Origin of the sequence: Planomonospora sp. ID91781, assembly GCF_015711595.1 — a bacterium.
GTDB lineage: Bacteria > Actinomycetota > Actinomycetes > Streptosporangiales > Streptosporangiaceae > Planomonospora > Planomonospora parontospora.
Map to the genome: position 1 here is coordinate 764,670 of NZ_JABTEY010000002.1, position 22,662 is coordinate 787,331.

At 71.3% G+C, this 22,662-nt stretch carries 19 protein-coding genes and 3 pseudogenes; 10 read left to right on the forward strand and 12 right to left on the reverse strand.

Annotation, left to right across the window (positions count from 1 at the left end; genetic code table 11):
• Positions 1–263 precede the first annotated feature (263 nt).
• Positions 264–740: a MarR family winged helix-turn-helix transcriptional regulator gene (locus tag HS048_RS22715; RefSeq protein WP_196468598.1), complete on the reverse strand. Its 477-nt coding sequence runs from the start codon at positions 738–740 to the stop codon at positions 264–266.
• A gap of 63 nt (positions 741–803) precedes the next feature.
• Here HS048_RS22715 and HS048_RS22720 point away from each other — a divergent pair, with 63 nt between their 5' ends.
• Positions 804–1,334: a hypothetical protein gene (locus HS048_RS22720; RefSeq protein ID WP_196468599.1), complete on the forward strand. Its 531-nt coding sequence runs from the start codon at positions 804–806 to the stop codon at positions 1,332–1,334.
• Between the two features lie 523 nt (positions 1,335–1,857).
• Here HS048_RS22720 and HS048_RS22725 read toward each other — a convergent pair.
• The 5 genes from HS048_RS22725 to HS048_RS22745 all read right to left on the reverse strand — a co-directional run bounded on the left by HS048_RS22725 (position 1,858) and on the right by HS048_RS22745 (position 8,277).
• Positions 1,858–2,265 (reverse strand): hypothetical protein, encoded by a 408-nt coding sequence (locus HS048_RS22725; RefSeq protein WP_196468600.1) that lies wholly within the window; start codon positions 2,263–2,265, stop codon positions 1,858–1,860.
• A gap of 12 nt (positions 2,266–2,277) precedes the next feature.
• Positions 2,278–4,752 carry a bifunctional diguanylate cyclase/phosphodiesterase gene (locus tag HS048_RS22730; protein WP_196468601.1) on the reverse strand — a complete coding sequence of 825 codons (2,475 nt, stop codon included), beginning with the start codon at positions 4,750–4,752 and terminating at the stop codon, positions 2,278–2,280.
• A 625-nt stretch (positions 4,753–5,377) separates the two neighbouring features.
• Entirely contained in the window at positions 5,378–5,659 is a 282-nt protein-coding gene (locus HS048_RS22735) for a response regulator transcription factor (protein ID WP_196468602.1), read from the reverse strand.
• A gap of 129 nt (positions 5,660–5,788) precedes the next feature.
• The gene (locus HS048_RS22740) at positions 5,789–6,115 is read right to left on the reverse strand and encodes a hypothetical protein (protein ID WP_068897330.1); all 327 of its coding nucleotides are present in this window, start codon (positions 6,113–6,115) and stop codon (positions 5,789–5,791) included.
• A 455-nt stretch (positions 6,116–6,570) separates the two neighbouring features.
• Positions 6,571–8,277, reverse strand: coding sequence for a diguanylate cyclase (locus HS048_RS22745; protein ID WP_196468603.1), 1,707 nt, complete (start codon positions 8,275–8,277; stop codon positions 6,571–6,573).
• A 48-nt stretch (positions 8,278–8,325) separates the two neighbouring features.
• On the opposite strand from HS048_RS22745, the gene HS048_RS38240 reads away from it, so the two are divergent.
• From HS048_RS38240 to HS048_RS22755, 3 genes are all read left to right on the forward strand, one after another.
• The gene (locus tag HS048_RS38240) at positions 8,326–8,451 is read left to right on the forward strand and encodes a hypothetical protein (RefSeq protein WP_255529727.1); all 126 of its coding nucleotides are present in this window, start codon (positions 8,326–8,328) and stop codon (positions 8,449–8,451) included.
• 393 nt (positions 8,452–8,844) lie between these two features.
• Positions 8,845–9,291, forward strand: a complete 447-nt coding sequence (locus tag HS048_RS22750; protein ID WP_196468604.1) for a hypothetical protein — start codon at positions 8,845–8,847, stop codon at positions 9,289–9,291.
• Positions 9,292–9,396: 105 nt separating this feature from the next.
• Positions 9,397–10,299 (forward strand): IS30 family transposase, encoded by a 903-nt coding sequence (locus tag HS048_RS22755; RefSeq protein WP_230881839.1) that lies wholly within the window; start codon positions 9,397–9,399, stop codon positions 10,297–10,299.
• Here the strand turns inward: HS048_RS22755 and HS048_RS22760 are convergent.
• On the reverse strand, positions 10,280–11,911 hold the full coding sequence (locus HS048_RS22760) for a methyl-accepting chemotaxis protein (protein ID WP_196468605.1): 1,632 nt from the start codon (positions 11,909–11,911) through the stop codon (positions 10,280–10,282). The genes HS048_RS22755 and HS048_RS22760 overlap by 20 nt on opposite strands.
• Before the next feature lie 187 nt (positions 11,912–12,098).
• A complete protein-coding gene (locus HS048_RS22765) occupies positions 12,099–12,281 on the reverse strand; it encodes a hypothetical protein (protein ID WP_196468606.1) in 183 nt (60 codons plus the stop codon).
• Positions 12,282–12,443: 162 nt separating this feature from the next.
• Between HS048_RS22765 and HS048_RS22770 the strand changes: the two genes are divergently transcribed.
• The gene (locus HS048_RS22770; RefSeq protein WP_196468607.1) at positions 12,444–13,868 is read left to right on the forward strand and encodes a VCBS repeat-containing protein; all 1,425 of its coding nucleotides are present in this window, start codon (positions 12,444–12,446) and stop codon (positions 13,866–13,868) included.
• A gap of 87 nt (positions 13,869–13,955) precedes the next feature.
• Here the strand turns inward: HS048_RS22770 and HS048_RS22775 are convergent, their stop codons facing one another.
• Both HS048_RS22775 and HS048_RS38940 read right to left on the reverse strand, forming a co-directional pair.
• Positions 13,956–14,141, reverse strand: coding sequence for a hypothetical protein (locus tag HS048_RS22775; RefSeq protein ID WP_196468608.1), 186 nt, complete (start codon positions 14,139–14,141; stop codon positions 13,956–13,958).
• An 831-nt stretch (positions 14,142–14,972) separates the two neighbouring features.
• A complete protein-coding gene (locus HS048_RS38940) occupies positions 14,973–15,743 on the reverse strand; it encodes an aminoglycoside phosphotransferase family protein (RefSeq protein WP_196468609.1) in 771 nt (256 codons plus the stop codon).
• Positions 15,744–16,112: 369 nt separating this feature from the next.
• Here HS048_RS38940 and HS048_RS39170 point away from each other — a divergent pair.
• Positions 16,113–16,478, forward strand: a pseudogene (locus tag HS048_RS39170) (IS5 family transposase); the annotation flags it as partial.
• 118 nt (positions 16,479–16,596) lie between these two features.
• On the opposite strand, the gene HS048_RS22790 reads toward HS048_RS39170, so the two are convergent.
• Positions 16,597–17,235: a TetR/AcrR family transcriptional regulator gene (locus HS048_RS22790; RefSeq protein ID WP_230881840.1), complete on the reverse strand. Its 639-nt coding sequence runs from the start codon at positions 17,233–17,235 to the stop codon at positions 16,597–16,599.
• Between the two features lie 158 nt (positions 17,236–17,393).
• Here HS048_RS22790 and HS048_RS22795 point away from each other — a divergent pair, with 158 nt between their 5' ends.
• Positions 17,394–18,344 (forward strand): NAD(P)-dependent alcohol dehydrogenase, encoded by a 951-nt coding sequence (locus tag HS048_RS22795; protein WP_230882051.1) that lies wholly within the window; start codon positions 17,394–17,396, stop codon positions 18,342–18,344.
• Positions 18,345–18,364: 20 nt separating this feature from the next.
• Here the strand turns inward: HS048_RS22795 and HS048_RS22800 are convergent.
• A pseudogene (locus tag HS048_RS22800) lies at positions 18,365–19,239 on the reverse strand (IS5 family transposase).
• Positions 19,240–19,407: 168 nt separating this feature from the next.
• Here HS048_RS22800 and HS048_RS22805 point away from each other — a divergent pair.
• The 3 genes and pseudogenes from HS048_RS22805 to HS048_RS39175 form a co-directional block, all read left to right on the forward strand.
• Positions 19,408–20,049 carry a gamma carbonic anhydrase family protein gene (locus HS048_RS22805; protein WP_196468611.1) on the forward strand — a complete coding sequence of 214 codons (642 nt, stop codon included), beginning with the start codon at positions 19,408–19,410 and terminating at the stop codon, positions 20,047–20,049.
• Between the two features lie 313 nt (positions 20,050–20,362).
• Positions 20,363–21,889: an alpha/beta fold hydrolase gene (locus tag HS048_RS22810; RefSeq protein ID WP_196468612.1), complete on the forward strand. Its 1,527-nt coding sequence runs from the start codon at positions 20,363–20,365 to the stop codon at positions 21,887–21,889.
• 627 nt (positions 21,890–22,516) lie between these two features.
• Positions 22,517–22,642, forward strand: a pseudogene (locus HS048_RS39175) (helix-turn-helix transcriptional regulator); the annotation flags it as partial.
• Between the last annotated feature and the right edge of the window lie 20 nt (positions 22,643–22,662).

The following is a 22,662-nucleotide window of genomic DNA, read 5'->3' on the forward strand; positions in this document are numbered from 1 at the left end:
CCGCGCTGCCGGGCACGCCGGGCGCCCGCTGACGGTCCGGTAGGTGCGAAGGCATCCCCAGGGCTAAGAGGCTGTTTTCGATCCCCTACAAGTGATCTTGAATCGCGCTATTGGATCACGACCAAGGACAGTTTGCGGCTCGGGTACCGGCGAGGGACTACAACCGTTGCTCGCGTTGTCGGCTCCTTCGTCCAGCTCGATGACGCTGGTGTCGTGGTCGCGGAGCATGCGCGTGACGGTGGCCGGGGAGGGGTGCCGGCTCCTCATGGTCTCGCATCGGGCGCCCCGGTCTTGGCCTCAGCTGCCACCCCTTCGCCCGGAAGGAGGCGATCGATAAGGGCCTTGAGCGTCTTGGCGTCGTCCGGGCCGAGCCGGTCCAGGAGGTGACGCCGGGTGGCCGTCTCCAATGTCGGCAACGTCGCGTCGATCACGTTGCTGCCTGCCGGGCATAGTGCGATCTCCACCCCGTTCTTAACTTTGTCGCGGGCCACGTAGCCGCGGTCGGCCATCCGGGTCAGCAGGTGCGACAGCCGCGTCCGATCCCAGCCGAGGGCGGCGGCGAGGGCGTTCTGCCGCAGACTCCCGCCGGACTCGTGCAGGCAGACCAAGACACCCAGTTCCGCCTCGGAGACACCGGACGCCGCAGTGGTTTCGGCGACGACGGCGGCACGGACCATCTCATGGGCGCGTTTCCACCGCAGCCACAGCTCGGTCGCCTTACCCGGCCTGAGCGTTGACATATCAACACCATACTTTCTAGTGTTCGTCCCGACCACATAGCTCGATGTGCAAGGACTTCTCCGATGCTCGATCCTCGACGGCACTACGCCAGCCTGCGCCTGGTGGCGCTACTCCCCCTCCTACTGTTCCTCCCTGTCGTGATCGCCTTCTTCGCGGACCCAGACGTAGCGTGGGGAGAATACCTGGGCGTCTTCTTCCACCTCTCGATCCTCTTTCTGGTATCGCGCCTGGAGGCGGCGCCCTGGGCCAAAGCCGCGGGCTACGCCTGGGTGGCGCTCGACGTCCTCACCGGCATCCTCATGATCAACGCAGTCGAGTACGACACAGCTTGGGCGGTCCGGCTCGGCGGCCACGTCCTCGCCGGCGTCTGGATTGTGGCGAGTTCCCTGGTCAGCCGTTCCTGGCCGGTCCGCGTGGTCGGCGTCATCACCGGCGCCTGGCTCGCCGGCTACTCCTTCGTCGGGACCCTTCTCGCCGAGGAATTCCTGCGCCCGGCCGGAATCATGATCCTGGTCTGGTTCGCCCTCCTGGCGATTTTCCACCGCGACGATCCCGAGCACCCGGCGGCACCGGCCAGCCCAGCGCCGGCCTGACGCGCGTATACCCACAACCCGGCGAGCCCTCGCCACCGGGTTCGCGCGTCACCCCGTGTACGGGCCAGCACCCGAATCCCAAGTGGACCTCGTCAGGAGCGTCCGCAACGACATCGCGCACGGTAGAGACGTCGACGCCGCCAGGCTACGGTCGGCTCTCGACATTTTGAGAGGATTCTGACCAGGGTGGGTGCACTTCCAAGTGCCGGTGTCGGTCCTGGTCAGCATCGATGCCTCAGCTGAGGCCAACCCCCTCACCCTGGCTGGAACGAGTCTGCCCTTCGCAGGCGAGTCCGCCGCCTGGTGCTGAACCTGCAAAGCGCGGAGCTGGCCGATCAGCCGGCTCCGCGGCGTTCGCCTATGACGAGAACCTCGATCCGCTGGAGCCGGACGACCCCACGAGCGAGAGCGCCATCACGATCGCAAGCGCGTTCGTGGAGGACGGGAGGGCCGGGTCTCAGCCGGAGGTCATCCTTGGTGACTCGTTCCTTTCCGAAGGCTGAGCCGCGGGACTGGCTCGCCGTCAGGTGCGGTAGCGGCGGGCGGCGGTGTCAGGACTGACATCCAGCACGGCGGCGATCTCGTCCCAGGTGGCGCCGGCCGCTCGGTCGGCGGTGGCGGCTGCGGCCAGGACGGCGCGGGCCTGGGCGAGCAGGGGCAGCGCGGCGGTGGTGTAGCTGGCGATGGGGCCGGGTTTCCAGCCGGTCTGCTGAATGGGCGGCGCGAGGTCTTCCGCGTGTAGGTCGAGGGCCAGTTTCCCGGCGGCCTGAGCGAGGTGTTGGAGTTGGAGTTGCCCCGGGTTCGTGGACACAAGTGGCGGCTCGATCGGGTCTGTGGCCGACCGGTCGCGCTCGGGTGGGGGCAGGCGGGCCGTCAGCGAGCGCACGCAGGTGAGACCTTGGGCGGAGGCGACGGTGACAGCCGTTCTCATTGACGTCCCGGTTCAGCCGGCCAGGGCGGGCCGGTCGAGCGGTTCGGCGTTGGCAGCCTCTCGTACGGCCAGCAGGTCGTCGATCTCCTCAGCCGGCAGCGGCCGGGCGAAATGGAATCCCTGCGCCAGGCGGTAGCCCAGCTGGTACAGCCTCCTGGCCTGGGCCTCGGTCTCCACGCCCTCGGCCACGGTCCGCAGCCGCAGCGCCCGGGCGATCTGCGCCAGCGAGGTGGCGATCGCCGACTGCTCGGCTGTACCGGTCACCCCGTCGACGAACGACTTGTCCACCTTGAGCACGTCGACGGGGCAGGTGCGCAGCAGGCCCAGGGAGGAGTGACCGGTGCCGAAGTCGTCGAGGGCGACGTGGACGCCGAGCTCCCGCACGGCGCGCACCGCCTGCAGGGCGGGGCCGCCGTCGAACACGGCCGTCTCGGTGATCTCCAGCAGCAGGTCGCCGGGCTCCAGCCCGGTCTCGGTCAGCACGTCGGCGACGGTCTGCGGGAACGTCGGCTCCCGTAGCTGGCGGGCGGAGACGTTCACGCCGATCCGTGCGGGCGCCGCGTCGCCGTACCGCCGCCGCCAGTCGGCCATCTGCCGGCAGGCCTCCCGCAGCACCTGGGCACCGAGCTGGACGATCATGCCGTTGCGTTCCGCGACCGGGATGAACTCCGCGGGGGAGACCAGACCGCGCTCCGGGTGGCGCCAGCGCACCAGCGCCTCCACCCCGGACAGCTCGCCGTCGGGCAGGGTGACCACGGGCTGGTAGAGCAGGAACAGCTCATCGGAGGTCAGGGCGCGCTGCAGTTCGGCGCCCAGCCGGGCGTGCTCGACGGCGCAGGTGTCCATGGTCTCGGCGTAGCGGGCGTAGCGGCTCTTGCCCTGCTCCTTGGCGGCGTACATGGCCACATCGGCGCGGCGCAGCAGCTCGCTGGCGTCCATCCGCGGGGCGTCGCCGGGAGCGTCGTCGTCCGGGCGGCCGCCGGCCAGGCCGACGCTGGCGCGCACGAGCAGGTTGTGGCCGGCGGCGCCGACGGGCGCGCCGAGCTCCGTGATGATGCGTCCGGCGATGGCGCCGGCCTCGTCCGCGGAGACGTCCGGCATCAGGACGGCGAACTCGTCGCCGCCCAGCCGGGCGACCGTGTCGTGCGGCCGTACGCATGCGCGCAGCCGGTCGGCGACGGCCACCAGCAGGGCGTCGCCGACCGCGTGTCCGAGGCGGTCGTTGACGCCCTTGAAGTCGTCGAGGTCGACCAGGGCCAGTGCGACGGCATGGCCTTCGGCTCCGTCGAGCGCTTCCGTGGCCCGCTCGGCGAACAGGGTACGGTTGGCGAGCCCGGTCAGCCCGTCGTGGCTGGCCTGGTGCACCAGCTGATCTTGGACGCGCCTGGTCTCGGTGATGTCGCGGGAGTTGCTGACGATGCCGGCGACGCTGGGGTCGTCCATCCGGTTCGTGGCCACGATCTCCAGCCAGCGCCAGCTGCCGTCGGCGTGGAGCATGCGGACCTGGCAGACGGCGCTGGCGTCGGGGACGTTCAGAAGCTTCCTGGCCAGCTCGTCGAAGACCGGCAGGTCGTCGGGGTGGACGCGCCGCGTCACGGGCTGCCCCGCCCCCTGCTCGGCCGGTATGCCGAGGACACGCTCGGAGCTCGGGCTGACGTAGACGAGGGTCATGTCCTTGTCGGTGATCGCGATCATGTCGGAGGAGTTCTGCACGAGCGACCGCAACCGCTGCTCGTGTCGGCTCAGCTCCAGCATGCTGGCGTCCAACCGGCGCAGCAGGCCGGCGTTGTCGTAGAACGCCATGATCTGGCGGACCACCACCAGGGCCACGATGGCGAGCGTGCCGACCGCGATCACGCGGGTCTCGTCGCCCGGCTCCCAGGCGGAGACCAGCAGCAGGGCGCCGGTCGCGGTGATCGCGCTGTACGGCAGCAGGCTGAACGGCCGCCTCCGCGGCGCGAGGGCAGGCAGCCCAGCGGCCTGCCGCTGTCGTTCGGCGGCCAGGGCCAGCACGGAGCAGGCGGCAGGAACGGCTACGTGAGCGCTGCTGAGCCAGGGCATGGAGGACAGCAGCGGCATGAGCGCACCACCCGTCGCCGCCACGAGCACCGCCACTCCCAGCAACGACAGCGCGTGGCGATCCAGGGGACCCGTACCGATCAGGGCCAGCTTGACGGCGGCGAGCACCGCGACAAAGCCCAGCATGATGACGATCAGTCCCGGCAACGAGGAACCGGTGACCACGGTCATCTCCGGTGAGCCGTGGATCACGAAATACCAGGCGAACAGCCCCGCCGACAGCATGACGATGCCCGCGTCCAGCCCCAGGGTCAGCCACTCCGTACGGGAGCGCCGCCCGATGGGCAGGCGCAGCAGCGCCCCCAGGGCGATCAGCACTCCGCACAGATAGATGCCCAAGGTGACCGGCCCGATCTGCTGCGACGGCGTACCGGGGCCGCTGAGCGCGTCGTAGGCGTTACTGATCACTCCTACCGCGATGAGGCCCACGGCCGCGGCAAAGGCCTGCCAGAACGATCGGACCCGCGCGGTCAAAGACTCTGACCGCGCCGTATCCCTGCACGCCAAAGCAGCCAGTACTGCGGACAGGACCGTCACCGACCACGCCGGCGAAGGCGACACCGGCACGTGGGCGACACCGGCGGTGAACCACCCGATGCTGAGGACCGCGAGCACACCGAGGGCAGACGAAACCGGCCGCTTCAGCGTGCGGTCCACAAGGCCGTGGAACGGCTCGGTGCCTCGTCTGTCGCTCAGCGTGGTGCTACTTCCCGAAAGCCTTCGACGGTTCATAGTGATATCCATCGGTGCATGGAGCCTGGCGCTGAGGATTTCACCAGCGCGGTTCTCGGACGAACGCCCGCCGCGGCCGTTAACGAACCGATGCGCGAACAGCGAGGACAACGTCCTCGTCTCAGCGGAATTCCCCAGGTCATCCGGCAGGCGATGCGCCCGGTGGTCCGCACTAGAGGGTATGGCGATGAAGTCGCCAGGGGCAGGCGGCGGCACCATCCCAGGACCGTCATCACCGTGTGCAGGATCACCTGACGGCCTGCTGGACGGCTCGGCTTTCCGGCCTGCGGGGAAGGAACGCTCAGATGCGGACGCCGGTGCGTGCCAGCAGCGTCTGCACCCGTACGGCGAGCTCGCGCGGGTTGAACGGTTTGGTCATGTAGGCATCGGCGCCCGCACGGAATCCTTTCTCGACGTCGGCTTCTGCGGCCTTGGCGGTGAACCTCAGCATCACCCTGAGCGTGCTGATCGCGGTCCTGCAGCGCAGCCAGGGGCGCGCGACCCGGTTGAGCTCAGCGGCGTCACCGCCCAGCCGGCCCGGCTGCTGTACCTGACCGGTCTGCGCAGCTGTTTCGATATACACCCCGGTCTCAGCGACGCGTTGCGGGCAGCCGCCACCCGGTCCGCACACCCCACCGCCGGACCTCCGCCCGCCCCGACGCCGTAGCCGATCACTCACCCCGGCGGCGAACGATCGCGGCAGCCCACCGCTCTACGCCGGAAGGACGCGCACCCGCGCGGCACCGGGCTCGCACACCGCGCGGTAGCCGGCGCCGGTCAGCACGCTGACCACCGCCAGGTGCACCGCGGTGCGGATGCCCGGATAGCGGCTGACCGCCCCGGCGATCACCGCGGCGTCGTGAGTGCCGGGGTCCCAGAGCACCTCCACGCCGCCGTCGGGGTCGGGGCGGACGTGGACGCCGCCGGCGTCGGCGGCCGCGGTGGGGTGGGCGTCGAGGAACCCGGCCTCGGCCAGCAGGGCGTGCATGCGCGCCGCCAGGGCGGCATCGGCGTGGGCGGCGGGGTCGGGGGCGTCCACACCTTTACGGTAACGGCCGATGACGGGATCTGCGGCGACCTGCCCGGACCACCGGCCAAGATCGCTCGGACGCGGAGGCGGCGGGCGCCGATGGGAAAAAGCGACGCCCCGCCTGGGCCATCCGGGCGGGGCGTCGCATGCATCTCGTGCCTGACTCATCGACAGCCCGGCAGGTCATATGAGAACTTCCCCCGATGGGATCACGGTGCTCTGCTGCGAGCGGCCGCATCGCGCACCGGCCGGACGGCCCGCGGGCCGGTCCGAGGCGTCACACACCCCTCGGACGCTGACTCCACGTCCCGGCGAGGCGGTCAACGGCTCCGATGCCCGCTGCCGGTGCCGTAGGGCGGGGCGCGGGCAGAGTCAAGCTCCCCGGCTGCGGTGTCCGGGCCGGCGGCCGATGTCCGGTTGCCGTCGTGGCGGCAAAGCGCGCTCCGGGATGCTCGGGGGGCGTCTCATGCCGCGGTGTCGGACGCCTCCGGCCGCGGGCCCGCCACGTGTACTCGGTTGCGGCCGGCGCGTTTGGCCGCATACAGCGCCTCATCGGCGGCGTGCAGCAGGTCATCGGCGCTGTGGCCGGGTACCAGGGCGGCCACACCGGCGCTGAAGGTCACGCTCAGCGTGTGCCCGTCGGCCTGGACGGGTTCGCCGGCGATGCGTTCGCGCAGCGCGTCCACCCGGGCCCGGGCCTGCTCGGCGGTCGCGCCGGGAAACACCACGACGAACTCCTCGCCACCGTGACGGGCCACGATGTCGCTGTGGCGGACCCCGCCGCCGAGCAGACCGGCGAAGCCGATCAGCACCTCATCACCGGCGCGGTGGCCGTAGCGGTCGTTGACCTGCTTGAAATGGTCGATGTCCAGCAGGGCCAGGCTGAGCGGCTGATCGCCCGCGATGGCCGCGGCCATCGCCCGCCGCAGTTCCTCCATCAGGTGGCGGCGGTTGTGCAGGCCGGTCAGCGCGTCCCGGGCGGCCTGTTCGGCCAGGTCGGCGCGGAGCACCTCGATGGTGCGCAGCTGCTCGCACAGCCGGGCGTTGCCCCGCTCCAGCTCCTCCTGCTGCTCGCGCAGGTGCGCATTGACCCGCTCCAGCTCCCCCTGCTTGTCGTGCAGCCGCGTATTGGCCTGCTCCAGCTCACGCCGCTGCCGGTTGAGGGCGGTCACGTCCCGGGTGACCACGGCCCAGCCGGCCGGGCCACCGCGGCTGTCGTACAGCACGCTGGTGTGCACGTTCAGGTCGAACGCGCGACCGGCGTCGTCGGTGAGGGTCAGCTCCGTCTCTCCGCTCTGCTCGGGAGGCGGCCCGCCGAGGACCTCGGTCAGCGATCGCCCGACCAGCCGGTCGGGAAGGCCGGACCTGAGCTGACAGAGCATGCGCTCGGCCGCGGCGTTGAGGTCGAGGATCCGCCCCGCGGCGTCCATGGTGACGACCGCATCGCCGATCATGTCGAAGACGCGCTCGCGCGCCACCGGCACCAGCTCGGGCAGCGAGCGGCGCACCAGCGCCCAGTAGATGATGACCGCGGTGACGCAGAACCCGACCGAGGTCAGTCCGGTGACCGGCACCCACCCGGCCAGGCTGGCGACGTTGGCCGCAATCGGCGCAAGGGCGCCCGCCAGGATCGCGGCGTACAGCCCGCGCTGGGCAGGCGGGCCCTTGACCCAGGCCTGCACCAGCCGGGCCACCGCAACGGCCAGCAGCAGGTAGCTGTAGCCGGTGTGCGCCCAAAACAGCGGACCGACCTCGGGGGTGTGGACGCCCTGCGGGTCGACCGTGCCGGTCGCCAGGAAGAACGCGTGGTGCCACGGGTTGGTGACGACCGAGGCCACGAGCAGGACCGGCTCGATGCCCAGCAGCACCACGACGCGGCGCCCGGGCCGCCACCGGCGATCGACCACGGCCAGCGCCAGGCAGAACAGGCCGGCCGGGACCAGGCCCACGGCCAGGAACTTCACCGACTGCAGGATCCGGGCACTGCCCGCATCAGCGGCCAGGGCGACGAACGCGTCCGCCAGGCACCAGCCGGCGATCCCGGCCGCCAGGAACGCCAGCGCACCGACCGCCGACGCCGAGCGCCGACGCCGCCACCCGGTGGCGGCCACCACGGCGGCCACCACCGCCGACAGCACGAACACCACCACCAGCACCGGCCGCCCCGACACCCCGCACCCCCTCATCGCACGCCATCCGATACTTCACCCCATCGGCTGATGGATCTCAGATATGAGGGCCATTCCCATCCGCAGATCACCGGCCCGGTCACCGACGAGGTCATGCTGGGTGTCGGGTGGTTTCCCGGGAAGACGACCCGCTCACGCGCCCTCAGGAAGCTGTAGGCGGCCCGATCGCGCGGGTCGCGACGCCGACGCTCGCGGCCGCCGCGGTGGTCGAGCGGTCGGCGGTCCGCCCCGGGACCTCGGTAGGCCAGGCCGCTGCCGAACCTCCTGGCCCGGGTTTGCGGGTTCTGGAGGGCTGTTTCGGTGCGGGGAGGACTTCGGCGCCCAGCATCTGTTCCAGCAGCGCCACGGCGTCGTCCATGCCCAGCAGGCCGGCCAGCTCGGGGGGGTCGGGACGCGTTCGTCATCGGGCGGCAGCAGCCGGTTCGCGTCGCTTGGCCCGGTGGGCCGGGGCACGAGGTCGGCGGCCGCCGCGCCCGCATCGCTGGTGGCCTGGCGCTCGATGGGGGCGCGGCGACCGCCGGCGGGCAGGTCCCAGGAGTCGACCAGGGCGTGCCAGATCTTGCGTTCGGCGCGGATCGCGGCCAGGCGCTCGGCCTGCTCAACGTCGGCGCCGGTCTCGGCCGCGACGTCGTCCAGGTCGCGCTCGCCGCGTACCCACCCGGTCTCTTCGCGCACGGCCAGCTGCAGCGCGCCCAGGGTCCGCAGGGCCCGGGTGACGCTTGCTCGGGAGACCAGGGCCAGGCGGGCGAGTTCGGAGCTGCCGGTCGGCGCGGTCGACAGGGCCTCATAGACGAGGGCGGTGGTCGCGCCGAGGTGGTGCAGGGCGGGGCGGACGGTGTCGATGCGGCCGCCGCGCCAGCGTCGCCAGGCGACGTGGGCGCGGTAGGCGTCGGGAATGACCAGCAGGTAGCGGTCGCCGGCCTTGCCGCGGCCGATGACGATGCGCTCGGTCAGCGGGTCGTCCTCTTCGGGGTGCCGGTAAGAAACGTGTCATGAGCCCCAAACGGGCGGCTCGCCAGCCCGAAGCCCGCTCTGATCTTGTGCGAAATCGATGGCACCCTCAAGGGATCCATGCATCACCCATGGATGATCATGTAAGCCATGGAGGTGCGTGTGCGGGGCTACGGGTTCTCCCCTGCTCAGCAAGACGAGATCTGGCGGCGCTGGCGCGACGGGGAGTCGTTCAACGCGATGGGCCGCACGCTGGGCGCCCCCATACATCACGTCCGGCGTTTCCTCGCGCAGAGCGGAGGCGTACGCCAGGCCCCGCAGCGACGTTCCACACGGCACCTGACCGCCGTCGAACGCGAGGAGATCTCCCCGGGCATCGCCGCCGGGATGCCCGCTCGGCAGCCGGCCACACGGCTGGGCAGGGCCTCCTCGACGATCTCCCGGGAGATCGCCCGCAACGGCGGCCGCGAGCACTACCGGGCCGGTCCTGCCGACGCGCAGGCTTATGCCCGAGCGCGGCGGCCGAAACCCGCCAAGCCGGCCCGGCATCCGGCACTGCGGGCGGCGGTGGAGGCGAAACCGGCTCTGTGCTGGTCACCGGAGCAGATCTCCGGCTGGCTGCGCCGGCACCACCCGCACGAACCCGGCATGCGGATCTCGCACGAGGCCATCTACCTGTCACTGTTCGACCCGCGCCGCCGCCACGCGATCGACCGCACCCTGACCCGGCGGCTGCGCACCGCCCGCCCGATCCGCCAGCCGAAAGCGGCCCGCCGGCCCAGCGGCCGCGGCGTCCTGCGCGACATGGTCCCGCTCAGCGCCCGCCCGGCCGAGGCCGACGACCGCACGGTGCCCGGCCACGGGGAGGGGGACCTGGTGATGGGCAGCCGCCCGTCGGCCATCGCCACGCTGGTCGAGCGCACCAGCCGCTACACCCGCCTGGCCGCCACCCGCTCCGGCCACCGGGACCGGATGCCTGCCGGCTGGTATGCGCTGGAGCGGGCGCCTGGCGGTCGCGGGCGAGCCGACAGGGTCAGAAGCGGAAGCGGGTGACCAGGTCGCTGAGCTCGCCCGACATCGTCGCCAGTGATGCAGTGGCGTCCTGAGCCTCGGTGATCGCGTGCGCGGTGGACCGGGCGGCGTCGGCGACCCCGGTGATGTTGGCCGAGATCTCCTCCGACGAGCTCGCCGCGGCACTGACGTTGCGGTTCATCTCGTCGGTGGTGGCGGACTGCTCCTCGACCGCCGAGGCGATGGTGGTCTGGTAGTCGTTGATCCGGCCGATCACCTCGGCGATCTCGGCGATGGCCGCCACCGCGGCGTCGGTGCCGTGCTGGATGGCCTGCACCCGGCGGGCGATGTCCTCGGTGGCCTTGGCGGTCTCCTGTGCCAGGTCCTTGACCTCGCCGGCCACGACCGCGAAGCCCTTGCCGGCGTCCCCGGCGCGCGCCGCCTCGATGGTCGCGTTCAGCGCGAGCAGGTTGGTCTGCTCGGCGATGCTCGTGATGGTCTTGACGACCTGGCCGATCTCCCGGGAGGACTCGCCCAGCGTGGCGATGGAGCGGTTGGTGGCCTCGGCCACCGCAACGGCCTGGGCCGCGACGCGGGCGGCCTCGGAGGCGCCTGTGGCGATCTCGGCGATGGAGGCGCCCATCTCCTCCGAGCCCGCCGCGACCGTCTGCACGTTGGCCGAGACCTGCTCGGCGGCGGCCGAGACCACGCCCGCCTGGGCGGAGGTCTCCTCGGCGCCCGCGGCCACCTGCGCGGCCACCGCCGAGACCTGCTGGGCGGTGGCCGACACGCCGGAGGCGGCGCCGTCGATCGTGCCCACCAGGGTGCGCAGATTGCCGACGGCGGCGTCCAGCGCCCGGCCGGTGCGGCCGACCTCGTCGGCGGTGGCCAGGCCGGTGGTGCGGGTCAGGTCGCCGTCGGCGAGCGCCTCGGAGACGGTCTGCACCCGATGCAGGCCGTCCATGATGGCGCGGGCGGTGGCCCAGCCCAGGCCGAGCGCGGCCAGCATGCCGATGACCAGGGCGGCCAGCACGGTGGTGCGGTTGCTCGCATAAGCGGCCTCGGTGTCCTTTGCCGCCTGCTCGGCCTCGGCCCGCTCGCTGCGCACCAGTTCCTGCAGAGCGGTGCTCATCGGCTCGATGAGCGGCTTGACCTCGCCCTCACGGATCGCGGTCCAGGTCTTCACGTCACCGGCCCGGCTGGCGGGCAGCAGCTTGGTCTCCGTCAAGGTGGTGAAGGACTCCAGCAGGGGACGCAAGTCGGCCAGCGCGGCGTCCTGCTCGGCGGTCAGATGGCGGGTGCGGTAGGTGTCCAGCAGCTCGCGCACCTGGGTTTCGCTGTCGTCGATCGCGGTCTCGTAGGTGCTCTTGGCCGTGTCCGCGGCCAAGGCGTGGTTGGCCACGTCCAGGCGCATCTGCAGGGTGTAGCGCCGCAGCTGGGACGCGGTGTCCAGGCCGGTGACGTTCTCGGTGTACATGGCCTGGGCGTTGTCGTTGGAGGCGCTCAGCGCGCTGATGCCGAGCAGACCGATCACCGCTGCCGCCACGGCGGCCACGGCGATGGACGCCAGGATCTTGGTGCGGACGCCGAGGTCGCGCAGGAGGGACAGGCCGGAACGCGACGGCTGCTGCGGGGTGGAAGGTGTGGGGGACATGGTGGGGTTCGTCTCCGCGGGAAGGCTGAGGCGACCTGACGCACCGGCAGCACACGCTGGCACACACGCTCAGGTCAGGACGCAGTTCCCATCGCCTGTCCGCGAGAGAAGATGAGGAAATCGCTCCTCACGGGCAACCGTGATACTCCCCACCGTGAACCGCAGCGCGGTGCTACCGGCTTGACGCTCAGCACCGTGAGATGTCTCGGGAGTACTGGGCCCTGACGACCTGCTCGCCCGACGTCCGCGATCCCTGCCGCGACGGCGACTTGAAGGGCGGCAGCAGCCGCTCGACGTCGACCGGCTCGGCAGACCAGGGCACCAGATCGGCGTCCGGCGTGGCCGCCTCGCTCACCGCCGGGCGGGCCATGCCGACGGTCCCGCAAGCATCGGGACCGAAGGCATTACCTCGCTCTGACTCCTCATAAAGGGCCTCTTGCCTCCGATGGGAGGTTCATCTGCGCCTGCTGCGCCCGTCGTGCCCAGGAAGGGCCCGCGCCAGGTGTCCCCACCGGCTCATGGAGGAGCTCTCGTGAACGCGCCCCATCGCGCTTTGACCGGCCCGGCCGTCCGCCGCCGCGGCGCCGCCCTGCTGGCCGCGGTCGCCCTGACCGGCGGCGGCCTGGCCGCCGTGGCCGCACCCGCCCAGGCCGCCGCCCCCGGCGGCCCCTTCTGCATGGGCGCGAACTTCGCCCCCTACGCCAGTCACCCCGTCGGTGACCAGCCGCAGTCGGTGACGGTGGCCGACCTCGACGACGACGGCAGACCGGACGTGGTCGCAGCCAACTCCGAGGCCGACACGCTGTCGGTCCTGCGGGGCAACGGCGACGGCACCTTCGCCGCCGCCGCCCACATCCCCGCCGGGGGCGAATTCCCCATCCACATCGAATCGGCCGACCTCGACGACGACGGCAACATCGACCTGGTCGTGGCCAACAACAGCTCCGGCGGGGTGGCGACCCTGCGGGGCAACGGCGACGGCACCTTCGCCGCGCCCGTCGCCTACAACGGCCTGGGCTACCGGGTCCACCGCGTCGCCGTGGGCGACTTCAACGGCGACGGCGCCCCGGACGTGCTGTTCACCGCCTCCGGCAGCATCGGCGACGGCAGCGTCAGGGTGCTGCTCAACGACGGCGACGGCGCCCTCGCCCCGGCCGCGGCCCACACCACCCCCGGGGAGGTGTACACGGCCGTACCCGGTGACTTCGACAACGACGGCCGCCTCGACGTCGTCTACCTCGACAGCGGCAGCTCCACCGTCGAACTGCTGACCGGTGACGGCGACGGCACCTTCACCCCGGCCGGCCCGATCCCCGCCGGAGCCAACCCCGCCCTCATCGTCACCGGTGAGTTCAACGGCGACGGCCGCACCGACCTGGTCGCGGCGTCGTACCCGGGCACCCAGATCGCGGTGCTGCTGGGCGCCGCCGGCGGGGGTTTCCAGCCCCCTCTCGTCCAGGAGGCCGGCGAACCCGGCGGCACCACGGTCGCCGACGTCAACGGCGACGGCAAGGCCGACCTGCTGGTGTCCGACTGGGACGGTTCCATCTCCGTGCTGGCGGGCAACGGCGACGGCACCTTCGCCGCGGGTGTCGCCCACCCGGTCGGCTACGCCCCGTCCGAGCCCATGACGGGTGACTTCAACGGTGACGGCAAGCCCGATCTGGTGACGACGAGCTACGACACCGACTCGGTCTCGGTGCTGCTGAACACCTGCACGCCCGTCTCTATCGTGCCGACCCTGCCCACGCTGCCGACGAACCCCACCCTGCCGACGGTCCCGGTCCTGCCGAAGCCGGCTCCCGCTGCCAAGCCCAAGCCTGCGGTCAAGCCGACCGCCGCGGACAAGGCCAAGGCCGCCGCGAAGGCCAAAGCGGCCGCAAAGGCGAAGGCCGCGGCCAAGGCGAAGAAGAAGGTGACGAAGGCCAAGAAGCGGCGGGGCCCCGGCGCGGGCTGAGACTCGCGTCCGCGCCCGCGCGACACGCGCTCTTCTTCCCCGCGCGGGGAAGAAGAGCGCGTCCCTTTGCGCCGGCCCGGTGGCGGCCTATCCACCCGTGAGGAACGGCTGTCCATCGCCGCCGCCCTCCACGACGAACCCGCCGTGGCGCTGGCTGAACTCCCGCCGCCCCGCCGTGCGCAGCACCGCCCGGATCGCCTCGGCGTCCCGGTCCCGCGCCGTCCACAACGGCCGCAGGCCGGCGCCGTACCCGAACTCCGGCTTGTCGCTCATGCTCCACACCGTAAGCGAATCGAGACCTTAGCCGAAGGGGCAGCATCACCGCAGATCAAGAGCTACTTCGTTGGAAATTTCTTCATTGCTACCGGGACCCCCTGCAGACCTCCGGGTGAGGAAACAGCGACCCCGTCGTGGACGGGCTCCGGGAAGGCGCATTCCCCGTTGCCTCTGTCCGGTGACCACAGCAGCGCGCTTTACGCAGTAAACCGCCAGGTGGCAGAGTGGGGCGAGTCCGCGCTCGGCCACCTTCCCGATGCGGTCGCCGCCGGTCGCACTGCGGGCCGGGAGCCTCGCACATCAGGGCGCCGGCCCTCTCTGGATGGACGGCCTGCGGAAACCTCTCCTGTCATCAGGCGAATATGGTAACTATGAGTAGACAAGTGACTGCTATGAGTCCGTCATGCCTTCGTCAAGAAGGTAGAGTGGCCCGAGCGCGACCCGCCGCACCCGCCCCGCCCTGCGGCCGTCGGCGACGTCCTCGCGTACTCGACTTGTGGTTTGCCACTGCGGCGGTGCGCCGACCTTGTGGGGCGGCGCACCGCCGCACTCCTCCTGGGGGACGTGGTCGACGTCGCTCAGGAGCTGCTGGAGAGCGGGAAGCGACCGCACATGCTTCTCGGGTGAGAGCTGATCCGAGAGCACGGTCGTGATCGCGCGCGTGCGGTCCTGAGCGTCTGTGAGCGCGTCTCCGGTAACTATCGGTCCGACGCGGGGGTCGGAGCAGCAACCGAACGGCCGGTGACGTTAATGAGTCGTCAGGGCTCGGCTTACCGCCATGGGCCGTTCCGATGCAGTCAACGAGGCCGAAGTGGTCGGTGTGGACGGTCACTCGAACAGGTGCAGGTGCTCCTGGCTCCAGGCGATCCGCCCCTCCAGCTCAGTCAGGAATCCATCCGCGGCCCATGTGGCTTGGGGTTCGTGACCCTGCTCCGCCAGGCGGCGCACCAGATCGGCGGTGCCGCGCTGGCGGTCGATGACGGCCCCGACCACGCCCTGGGGGACGTCCAGCCCATAGGCGTCGCAGAAGATCTCCAGGCGGCGACGCCGGTCGGGCGGTGCCGGATAGCGCAGCCACCGCAGGCACTCGGCGTCAGCGCGGAAGGGGGTCGTGTACTCCAGGGCGTAGGCGACATCGTGCATGCGCGGTGCCGGCCGGACGAAGTCCCAATCGATGATCCCCACCGGCCGTATGCCCTGCCAGACGACGTTCCAGGGGCCGAAGTCCCCGTGGCACACGACCGCGTCCTCGACCGGACCGGTGGGTTCAGCGGACCAGATCATCCCCGGCGCGGGCGAGAAGCCGGTGCAGGCGTCGTGATAGTCGCGCAGCAGTCGGGCGAAGGCGGCCAGGCCGCGCTCGTCCACGACCTTGGCCCAGCCCGCCGGTCCGGCCTCGCCCTCGATGTGGGTGAGGACCTCGCGGCCTTGGCCGTCGATGCCCAAGGGCCGCGGCGCGTACGGAAACCCCACCTGCGCTAGGTGGCGCAGCAGCGCGTGGACAGCGGGCGTCCAGGGCTGAACAGGTCTGCGGACGGTGTCACCGATCCGAACGACCCGGCGATGGGCGCCTTCCTGCAGCACTTCCTCCTCTGGCACCCGGATGACGCTACCCTCTGGCGGCTACGACGGTTCCCTTTGGCCCGCTTGCGGCCTTGGGCACTGAACACCATTGGCCGTTCGGTTGCTGCTCAAGGGCCGTTTCTGGGTACCGGGCGGCTGGTACGCGCTGGAGCGGGCGCCCGGCGGCATGGTCGCACTCGTCGGTCCCACAGAGGAGAACCCGGGCGTGGAGATGAGTACGCGTACTCAGCCGGAGCCGGGGCCTGTATCAAAGCCTGCTGTGGCGGCCCCGCCGCCCTGAAACCCGTGTGCGCGCAGGAGATCGACAACGAACGAGGTCTCCGGTAAGAGGGTTGATCGACCAGGAACAACCTGAATACCGGAGACCTCGTGGCCACCTTAGCGGTGACGAGGCGGTTCGACCTGACCGATGCGCAGTGGGCGGTGCTGGAACCGCTGCTGCCTGCGCCGAAGCGATCAGGGCGACCGTCATCGTTCAGCAAGCGGCAGTTGACCGACGGGATCCGCTGGCGAGTCCGGGTCGGCGCCCCCTGGCGCGACGTGCCCGACTGCTACGGGTCCTGGCCGACGGTCTACGCCCTGTTCCGGCGCTGTCAGCGCGACGGCACCTGGGCCCGGATCGTGAGGGCGTTGCAGGCACGGGCGGACGCGGCCGGGCAGATCACCTGGGACGTCAGCGTGGACTCCACGATCGCTCGCGCGCATCAGCATGCCGCGGGCGCGCGCAAAAGGGGGATCTGCAGGCCGGGCCGCCGGGCGGCCGGGGCGGTGACGAGCCGGCCGATCACGGGCTGGGGCGCTCCCGCGGCGGATGGACCGCTGTGGAGTTGTCGGACCGGACGTGCCCTGCGGCAGGTACCGTTTCATGTCAGGCTCTGGGGGGCCGCTGCCCCTGGGAACTGTCAGTCGCAATCGGGAGGCTGCGTAGTGTCAGCGCAGTCGGCGGAGGCAGCGGTTTGTTGGCCGTGCCGGCCCGGAACGACTGGAGCAGATAGGCCACCAGGCGCCGGGACGCTGCACCGTCATCCGGTAGGGCGGTCACCAGACCGCAGTGTGCCAACAGGGCCACGGCGAGGTCGGAAGGGTGAAAATCGGCCCGCAGCGCGCCCGACGCCTGGGCCCTGCGTACCAAGGTCGTGAAGTCCCGCTCGGCTCGTTGCCAGGACTGCGCGTGTTCCGACGGGCTTTCCGGGAAGGCCGCGACGAACGCAGCTGGGAACCCGCGTTCCTCCCGTTGCAGAGTGCAGACCGTCTCAACCAGCTGCTGGAAGCCCTGCCACGGGTCAGGGGCGGCCAGAGCCTCGGTGAGCGCCCGCGCGCAGGTCTCCATCTGTTGCGCGAACGCGCCCCGCACCACAGCGTCCCGGGTCGGGAAATGCCGGTACAGCGTCGCCACGCCGACTCCGGCCCGACGGGCCACGGTCGCCATCGGGGCGTCGATCCCGTGCTCCGCAAAGACCGCACGGGCGGCGACGAGGATGCGCTCCCGGTTGCGCCGGGCGTCCATCCGCACCCTGTCCCGGGCTGTGATCCGAGAGGATTCCGCTATCACTGTCTCTCGCTTCCGGTCGAAACGGACGATTGCGTCCACTTAAGAGCTTACGGTCGATGCCAGACCCCTGTACGGCCCCCGGCGGCAAAGGCAGAACGATGAACGACCGCATGATGAAGGCAGTGCTCTACGACCGCTACGGTGGCCCCGATGTGCTCTACGCAGGCCGCGTGCCACGCCCCGAGCCGGCCCACGGCGAGGTCCTTGTGAAGGTGCGCGCGTTCAGCGTCAACGGCGGCGAACTGGCAGCCCGTGCCGGCCGTCTCCGTCTCCTGACCGGCCGGAAATTTCCCAAGCGCATCGGCTTGGACTTCACCGGCGAGGTCGCCGCACCGGGTGCCGGAGTCACACGGTTCGCGGCCGGCGACCGCGTATGGGGGGTCTTGGGCCGCACCTCCGGGTTCGGCAGCGCCGCCGAGTACGTGACCGTGCCCGCCGAGCGGGTCGGCCGGCTCCCCGACGGCCTTGACCTGGTGGACGCCGCCGCGCTGCCGGTGGCCACCACGGCCGTCACCGCGCTGCGGGACAAAGCCGGGCTGCGCCCCGGCGAACGGCTCCTCGTCCGGGGCGCGGCGGGCGGTGTCGGCAACGCCGCCGTCCAGCTCGGACGGGCGTACGGCGCCGAGGTCACGGCCCTCGCCCGCGCAGCCAACCTCGACTTCGTCCGCGGGCTCGGCGCGCACAAGGCTGTCGACCACCGGACTGTGCGGCCGGCGGAACTGGGCCGCTTCGACGTGGTCCTGGACACCGTGGGGACCGATCTGCGGGCCTTCCGGCACCTACTGAATTCCGGCGGGCGCATGGTCACCATCGCCTTCGACCTTGAACGGCCCGCCGCGTCGCTCGGCTACCTCGCGGCCAGCACGGTCCACGGACACAGCCGGGTGCGCTTCTTCAGCGGCAACCCCACGCGGGCGGACTTCGACGACCTCGCCCGCCATGTGGTCGAGGGCAAGCTGAGCCCCGCGGTGGACACGGTCTTCCCCCTGGAGGAGACAGCAGCGGCACACCGGGCGCTGGAGGCGGGCGGTGTCCAGGGCAAGTACGTGGTCAGGGTCGCGTAGGGTCCCTGTGGGGGCGCTGATCACAGCCACTCGTTGATGGCAGCGATGAGGACGGTCGCCTCGTAGCGGACCGCCAGTTTGTCGTATCGCGTGGCGACGGCGCGGTGCCTCTTGAGGCGGTTTGATCCCGCACTCGACCGCGTGACGCTTGCGGTAGTCGGCTGGGTCGAAATGCGGTGGTCGGCCGCCGCGGGAGCCGAGCTTCTGGCCGTTGCGCGTCTGGTCGGCTTTGTCAGGGATGGTGCAGCGGATTCCGCGGCGGCGCAGGTAGGCGCGGTTTCTGCGGGAGGCGTATGCCTTGCCGGCGCGGACCCGATGGGGACGGACGCGTGGCCGCCCCGGCCCGATCCGGGGCACGCGGATCTTCTCCAAGACGGGTTCGAACTGCGGCGAGTCTCTGCGCTGCCCAGCGGTCACCACGATCGACATGGGCTTTTGGCCCTGCTCGACGGCCAGGTGCAGTTTGGTGGTGAACCCGCCGTGCGAGCGTCCCAACCCGTGATCACCAGGCGGTGAAGATGCCGCCTGGCGGTTCCTTCTGTGAGTCACCCTGCTTGCGGGCCCCGGCCCCGTGCTGATGGGCGCGGCATACCGTGGAGTCGACGCTCAGGTCCCATGTGATCGCGCCTCTCGCGTTGGCCAGGGACTGGAGCTGGGTGAGTATCCGGTGCCAGGTGCCGTTCCGCTGCCATCGGCGGAACAGGTCGTAGACCCGGTTCCACGGACCGTATTCGACGGGGACGTCCCGCCATGGAACTCCAGTCCGGACACGAAACCGTATGCCGTCGATCAGCTGCCGCCGAGGCCAGATGGGTGGCCGCCCCGTCCTGGCACCCTTCCGCAACAACGGCTCCAGCACCGCCCACTGCCCGTCCGTGAGATCTCCCCGACCCATGAACCGTGATCATTCACAGCCCAGGATCCGCTTTCGATACACGGCCTGGTGCCGCATCAGCGAACGTTCGCCCTGTAGTGCCTCAGATCGCGGATGCCACAGGTCTCGACGAACGCGACGTCCGAAACCCGCCAGCATGCTCGCGGTCGGTCGGGCGAGAATCCGTTCGTGATCGCTGAACCGCAGGGAATCCGCATCCGGCATCGCGGGCGTGAACCACAGGTCCATCCCACCGCCTACATCGCCCCGACGGCCACACTGGTCGGTGATGTCCGTGTGGGGCCGAGGGTGCGGGTGATGTACGGTGCGGTGCTCGATGCCGAGGGGTCTCGGATCGAGGTCGGGGAGGCGGCGGTGATCTGCGAGAACGCGGTGTTGCGCGGGTCTGCGGTCGCCGGCGATCAGCCGGTGCTTGTCGACGACCATGTCTTCGTGGGGCCGCACGCCACGCTGCTGGGTTGCGAGGTCGGCAGGTGCGCCTATGTGGCGACCACGGCGACGGTCCTGCAGTGCGCGCGGTTGGGGGCTGGCTCGGTTGTCGCTGTTGGCGCGCTCGTCCATGCGCGCACCGTTCTCCCGGACGAGTACTTCGTGCCGCCGCACACCGTGGCGCTTGACGCGCCGGTGCGGCTGCTGGCCCCTGGCGATCCGGGCTTGGCCGAGGCCGTCGGCCGGGTGGGCTTCGCGCAGGTGGCGTTCGGTGTCGATGCGGAGTGGACCGACCGGATCAGCCGGTACGAGCACATCGCGGAGGTGCGCGTCGCCGAGTTCGGCGCGCACGCGGACGATGAGGTTCTGAATCTCGGCTAGTGCCGTATCAGGCAACGTTTGCCCTGCTGGAGTACGGTCAGCCCATGAACGGCGATGAGCAGCCGGATCTGGATGAGATCGAGCAGCGCTTCATCGCGGTTCTCGATGGACGGATGAGCCGGGGCGGTTCAGGCCGTCCTCTGGGGGAGCCATGAAAACACCATGAAAACGATCATGGGTGGCGATCCGCCTGACCAGGCCGGCCTGATCGGACCGGCTCTGCCGGCTTGACACGGCCCGCGCGCCAGGTGATCGTCAGGGCCCGGCCTCCCCTCAGGTCGCTCGCGAACCGCCCTTCACGGCAGGGAGACCCATGCCCGTACGGAAAGCCCTCCTCGCCTTGCCGGCCGCGTTCGCCGTCGCCGTGGCGCCGGCCTGGTCTGGAGGGACCGGTGCCGCCGCGGCGCGGCAGGCGCCGCCCCTGGCCGCCCCCGCGGTCGCCGCACCCGGTAGCGCCACCGGGGGCAAGGGACTGCGGTGGGAGGCGTGCGCCGGGGTGAGCACGCCGGACCTGCGATGCGCCCGGGTCACCGTCCCCCTCGACCACCGCCGCCCGCGTGGCCGCACCATCTCCGTCGTCATCTCCCGATTGGCCGCCACCGACCCGGCGCGGCGCCGGGGCGTTCTGCTCACCACCGGCGGCGGACCCGGCGGGCCGGGCGTCCCGCTGCCCGCGAGCCTCGCCCCGGCGCTGTCCGCCGAGGTCCGCGCCCGCTATGACCTGGTCGGGTTCGACATGAGATTCGTCGAACGCAGCACGCCCATCGGCTGCGGGCAGCCCGAGGAGGAGCCCGGCGGATTCTGGGTACGCCCCGCGGCCCCCGGACGCTTCCCCGCCGAAGCCGCCGAAGCCCGGCGCTACGCCGAAGCCTGCGTACGGGCCTCCGGCTGGGCCCTGCCGCACGCCACCACCGCGAACGCCGCCCGCGACATGGACCTCATCCGCGCGGCCCTCGGCGAGGAGAAGATCTCCTACCTGGGCGGCTCGTACGCGGGACTGCTCGGCACCGTCTACGGCACGCTGTTCCCGCACCGCGTGGACCGGTTCGTCCTGGACAGCCCGGTGAACGCCGACACGATCTGGCGGCCCTACGAGATGGGCCGCACCCCTGCGTTCGAGGAGGGAACGGTGGCCCTCGCCGCCTGGGCCGCCGGGCGGCACTCCGAATACGGTCTGGGGGAGACCCCCGCACAGGTGCGCGCCATGCTCATCGAGATCCTCGACCGGGCCGCCCGGGCGCCCATCGTCATCGGCGGTCACGCCTGGACCGCCGGCGAGCTGGGTGCCCTGCTGGTGGCCGGGATCTACGACGAGCGCGCCTTCGGCGTCGTCGCCGCGGCCTTCGCCGCCGTCGCGGCCGGACGGGAGCCGTCCCTGCCGTTCCCCATCCGCCCTCCGCGGCCCGAGGGCGTGCCCGGCGTGCCCGCCGACCACCACACCGCCACCAACATCGCCTACCGCTGCGCCGACGCCCCCTGGCCGCGCGACCCGCGCGTCTACCTGCGCGACATCGCCTCCCAGCGGGACCGCCACCCGCTGTTCGGCCCGGTCAACGCCAACATCAACCCCTGCGCCTTCTGGCCGCCCGCAAGGGACGAACCGGTGCGGCTCGACGGCAACCGCGCGCCGGCCGCCCTGGTCGTCGCGGCCCTGCGGGACGTGGCGGTGCCGCCGTCCGTGAGCAGGGCCGTGGCCGCGCGCATCCGCGGGTCACGCCTGGTCACGATCGACGCCCACACCCACGCCCCGTTCCCGCACTACGGGAACGCCTGCCTCAACGCCACGGTCACCCACTACCTCACCACCGGTGAACTGCCGGCCGCCGACACCGCCTGCTGACCCCGCCGCCCAGCACACCCCCTCTCAACCGTCCGCTGCGCGGGCGGGATGCGGTGGTAGCCGTAGAGGCCGGCCTCGGTCAGGGTCCGCAGGTCCACGCACACCCGGGGGAACGCCTCGCCGATCACCTGGTCCGGGGTCGCGGCCCACGCACCGGCCACGCCCGAAACGCCGCCGGCGCCGGGAAGGACCAGGGCGGCGGTGCCGAGTCTGATGCACGCCCGGTACTCATACCCCAGCAGCAGATCAGCGCCGAAGGCCGCCCAGGAGGTTGTCCCGTGGCTCGTAGAACTTGAAGTGGCGGTCCCCGCCTCGGGGCCTACCTGGTGGTAGGTCTCGGGCAATCGCCAAATCACTCCGAGCAAGGAGACGGGGACCGTGAGCAAGACCTACCAGACCAAGCGCCACCGCGCCCGCCAAGCCACCGAAGACGTGGCCGTGCCGACCGGCGTGGGCCTGGCCATGGAGCACGTCGCCGCCTCGATGAAGGACGGCCTGCTCGCCTTGGCCGTGCAGTCCGGCCTGGCGATGATGTTCGCCCCGCTGGACGAGGACGTCACCGCGCTATGCGGCCCGTGCGGCAAGCACGATCCCGACCGCACCGCCGTCCGGCACGGCCACGACGCAGGATCGTCCGACAACGACATCGCCGCTCAGCTCTTCCTCAGCCCCCGCACCGTCGGCTACCACCTCTACAAGGCCTGTCCCAAGCTGGGCGTCGCCTCCCGCGGCGAACTCGCCGCGCTCGGCTGAGCCGTCCTCCCAGATAGCTT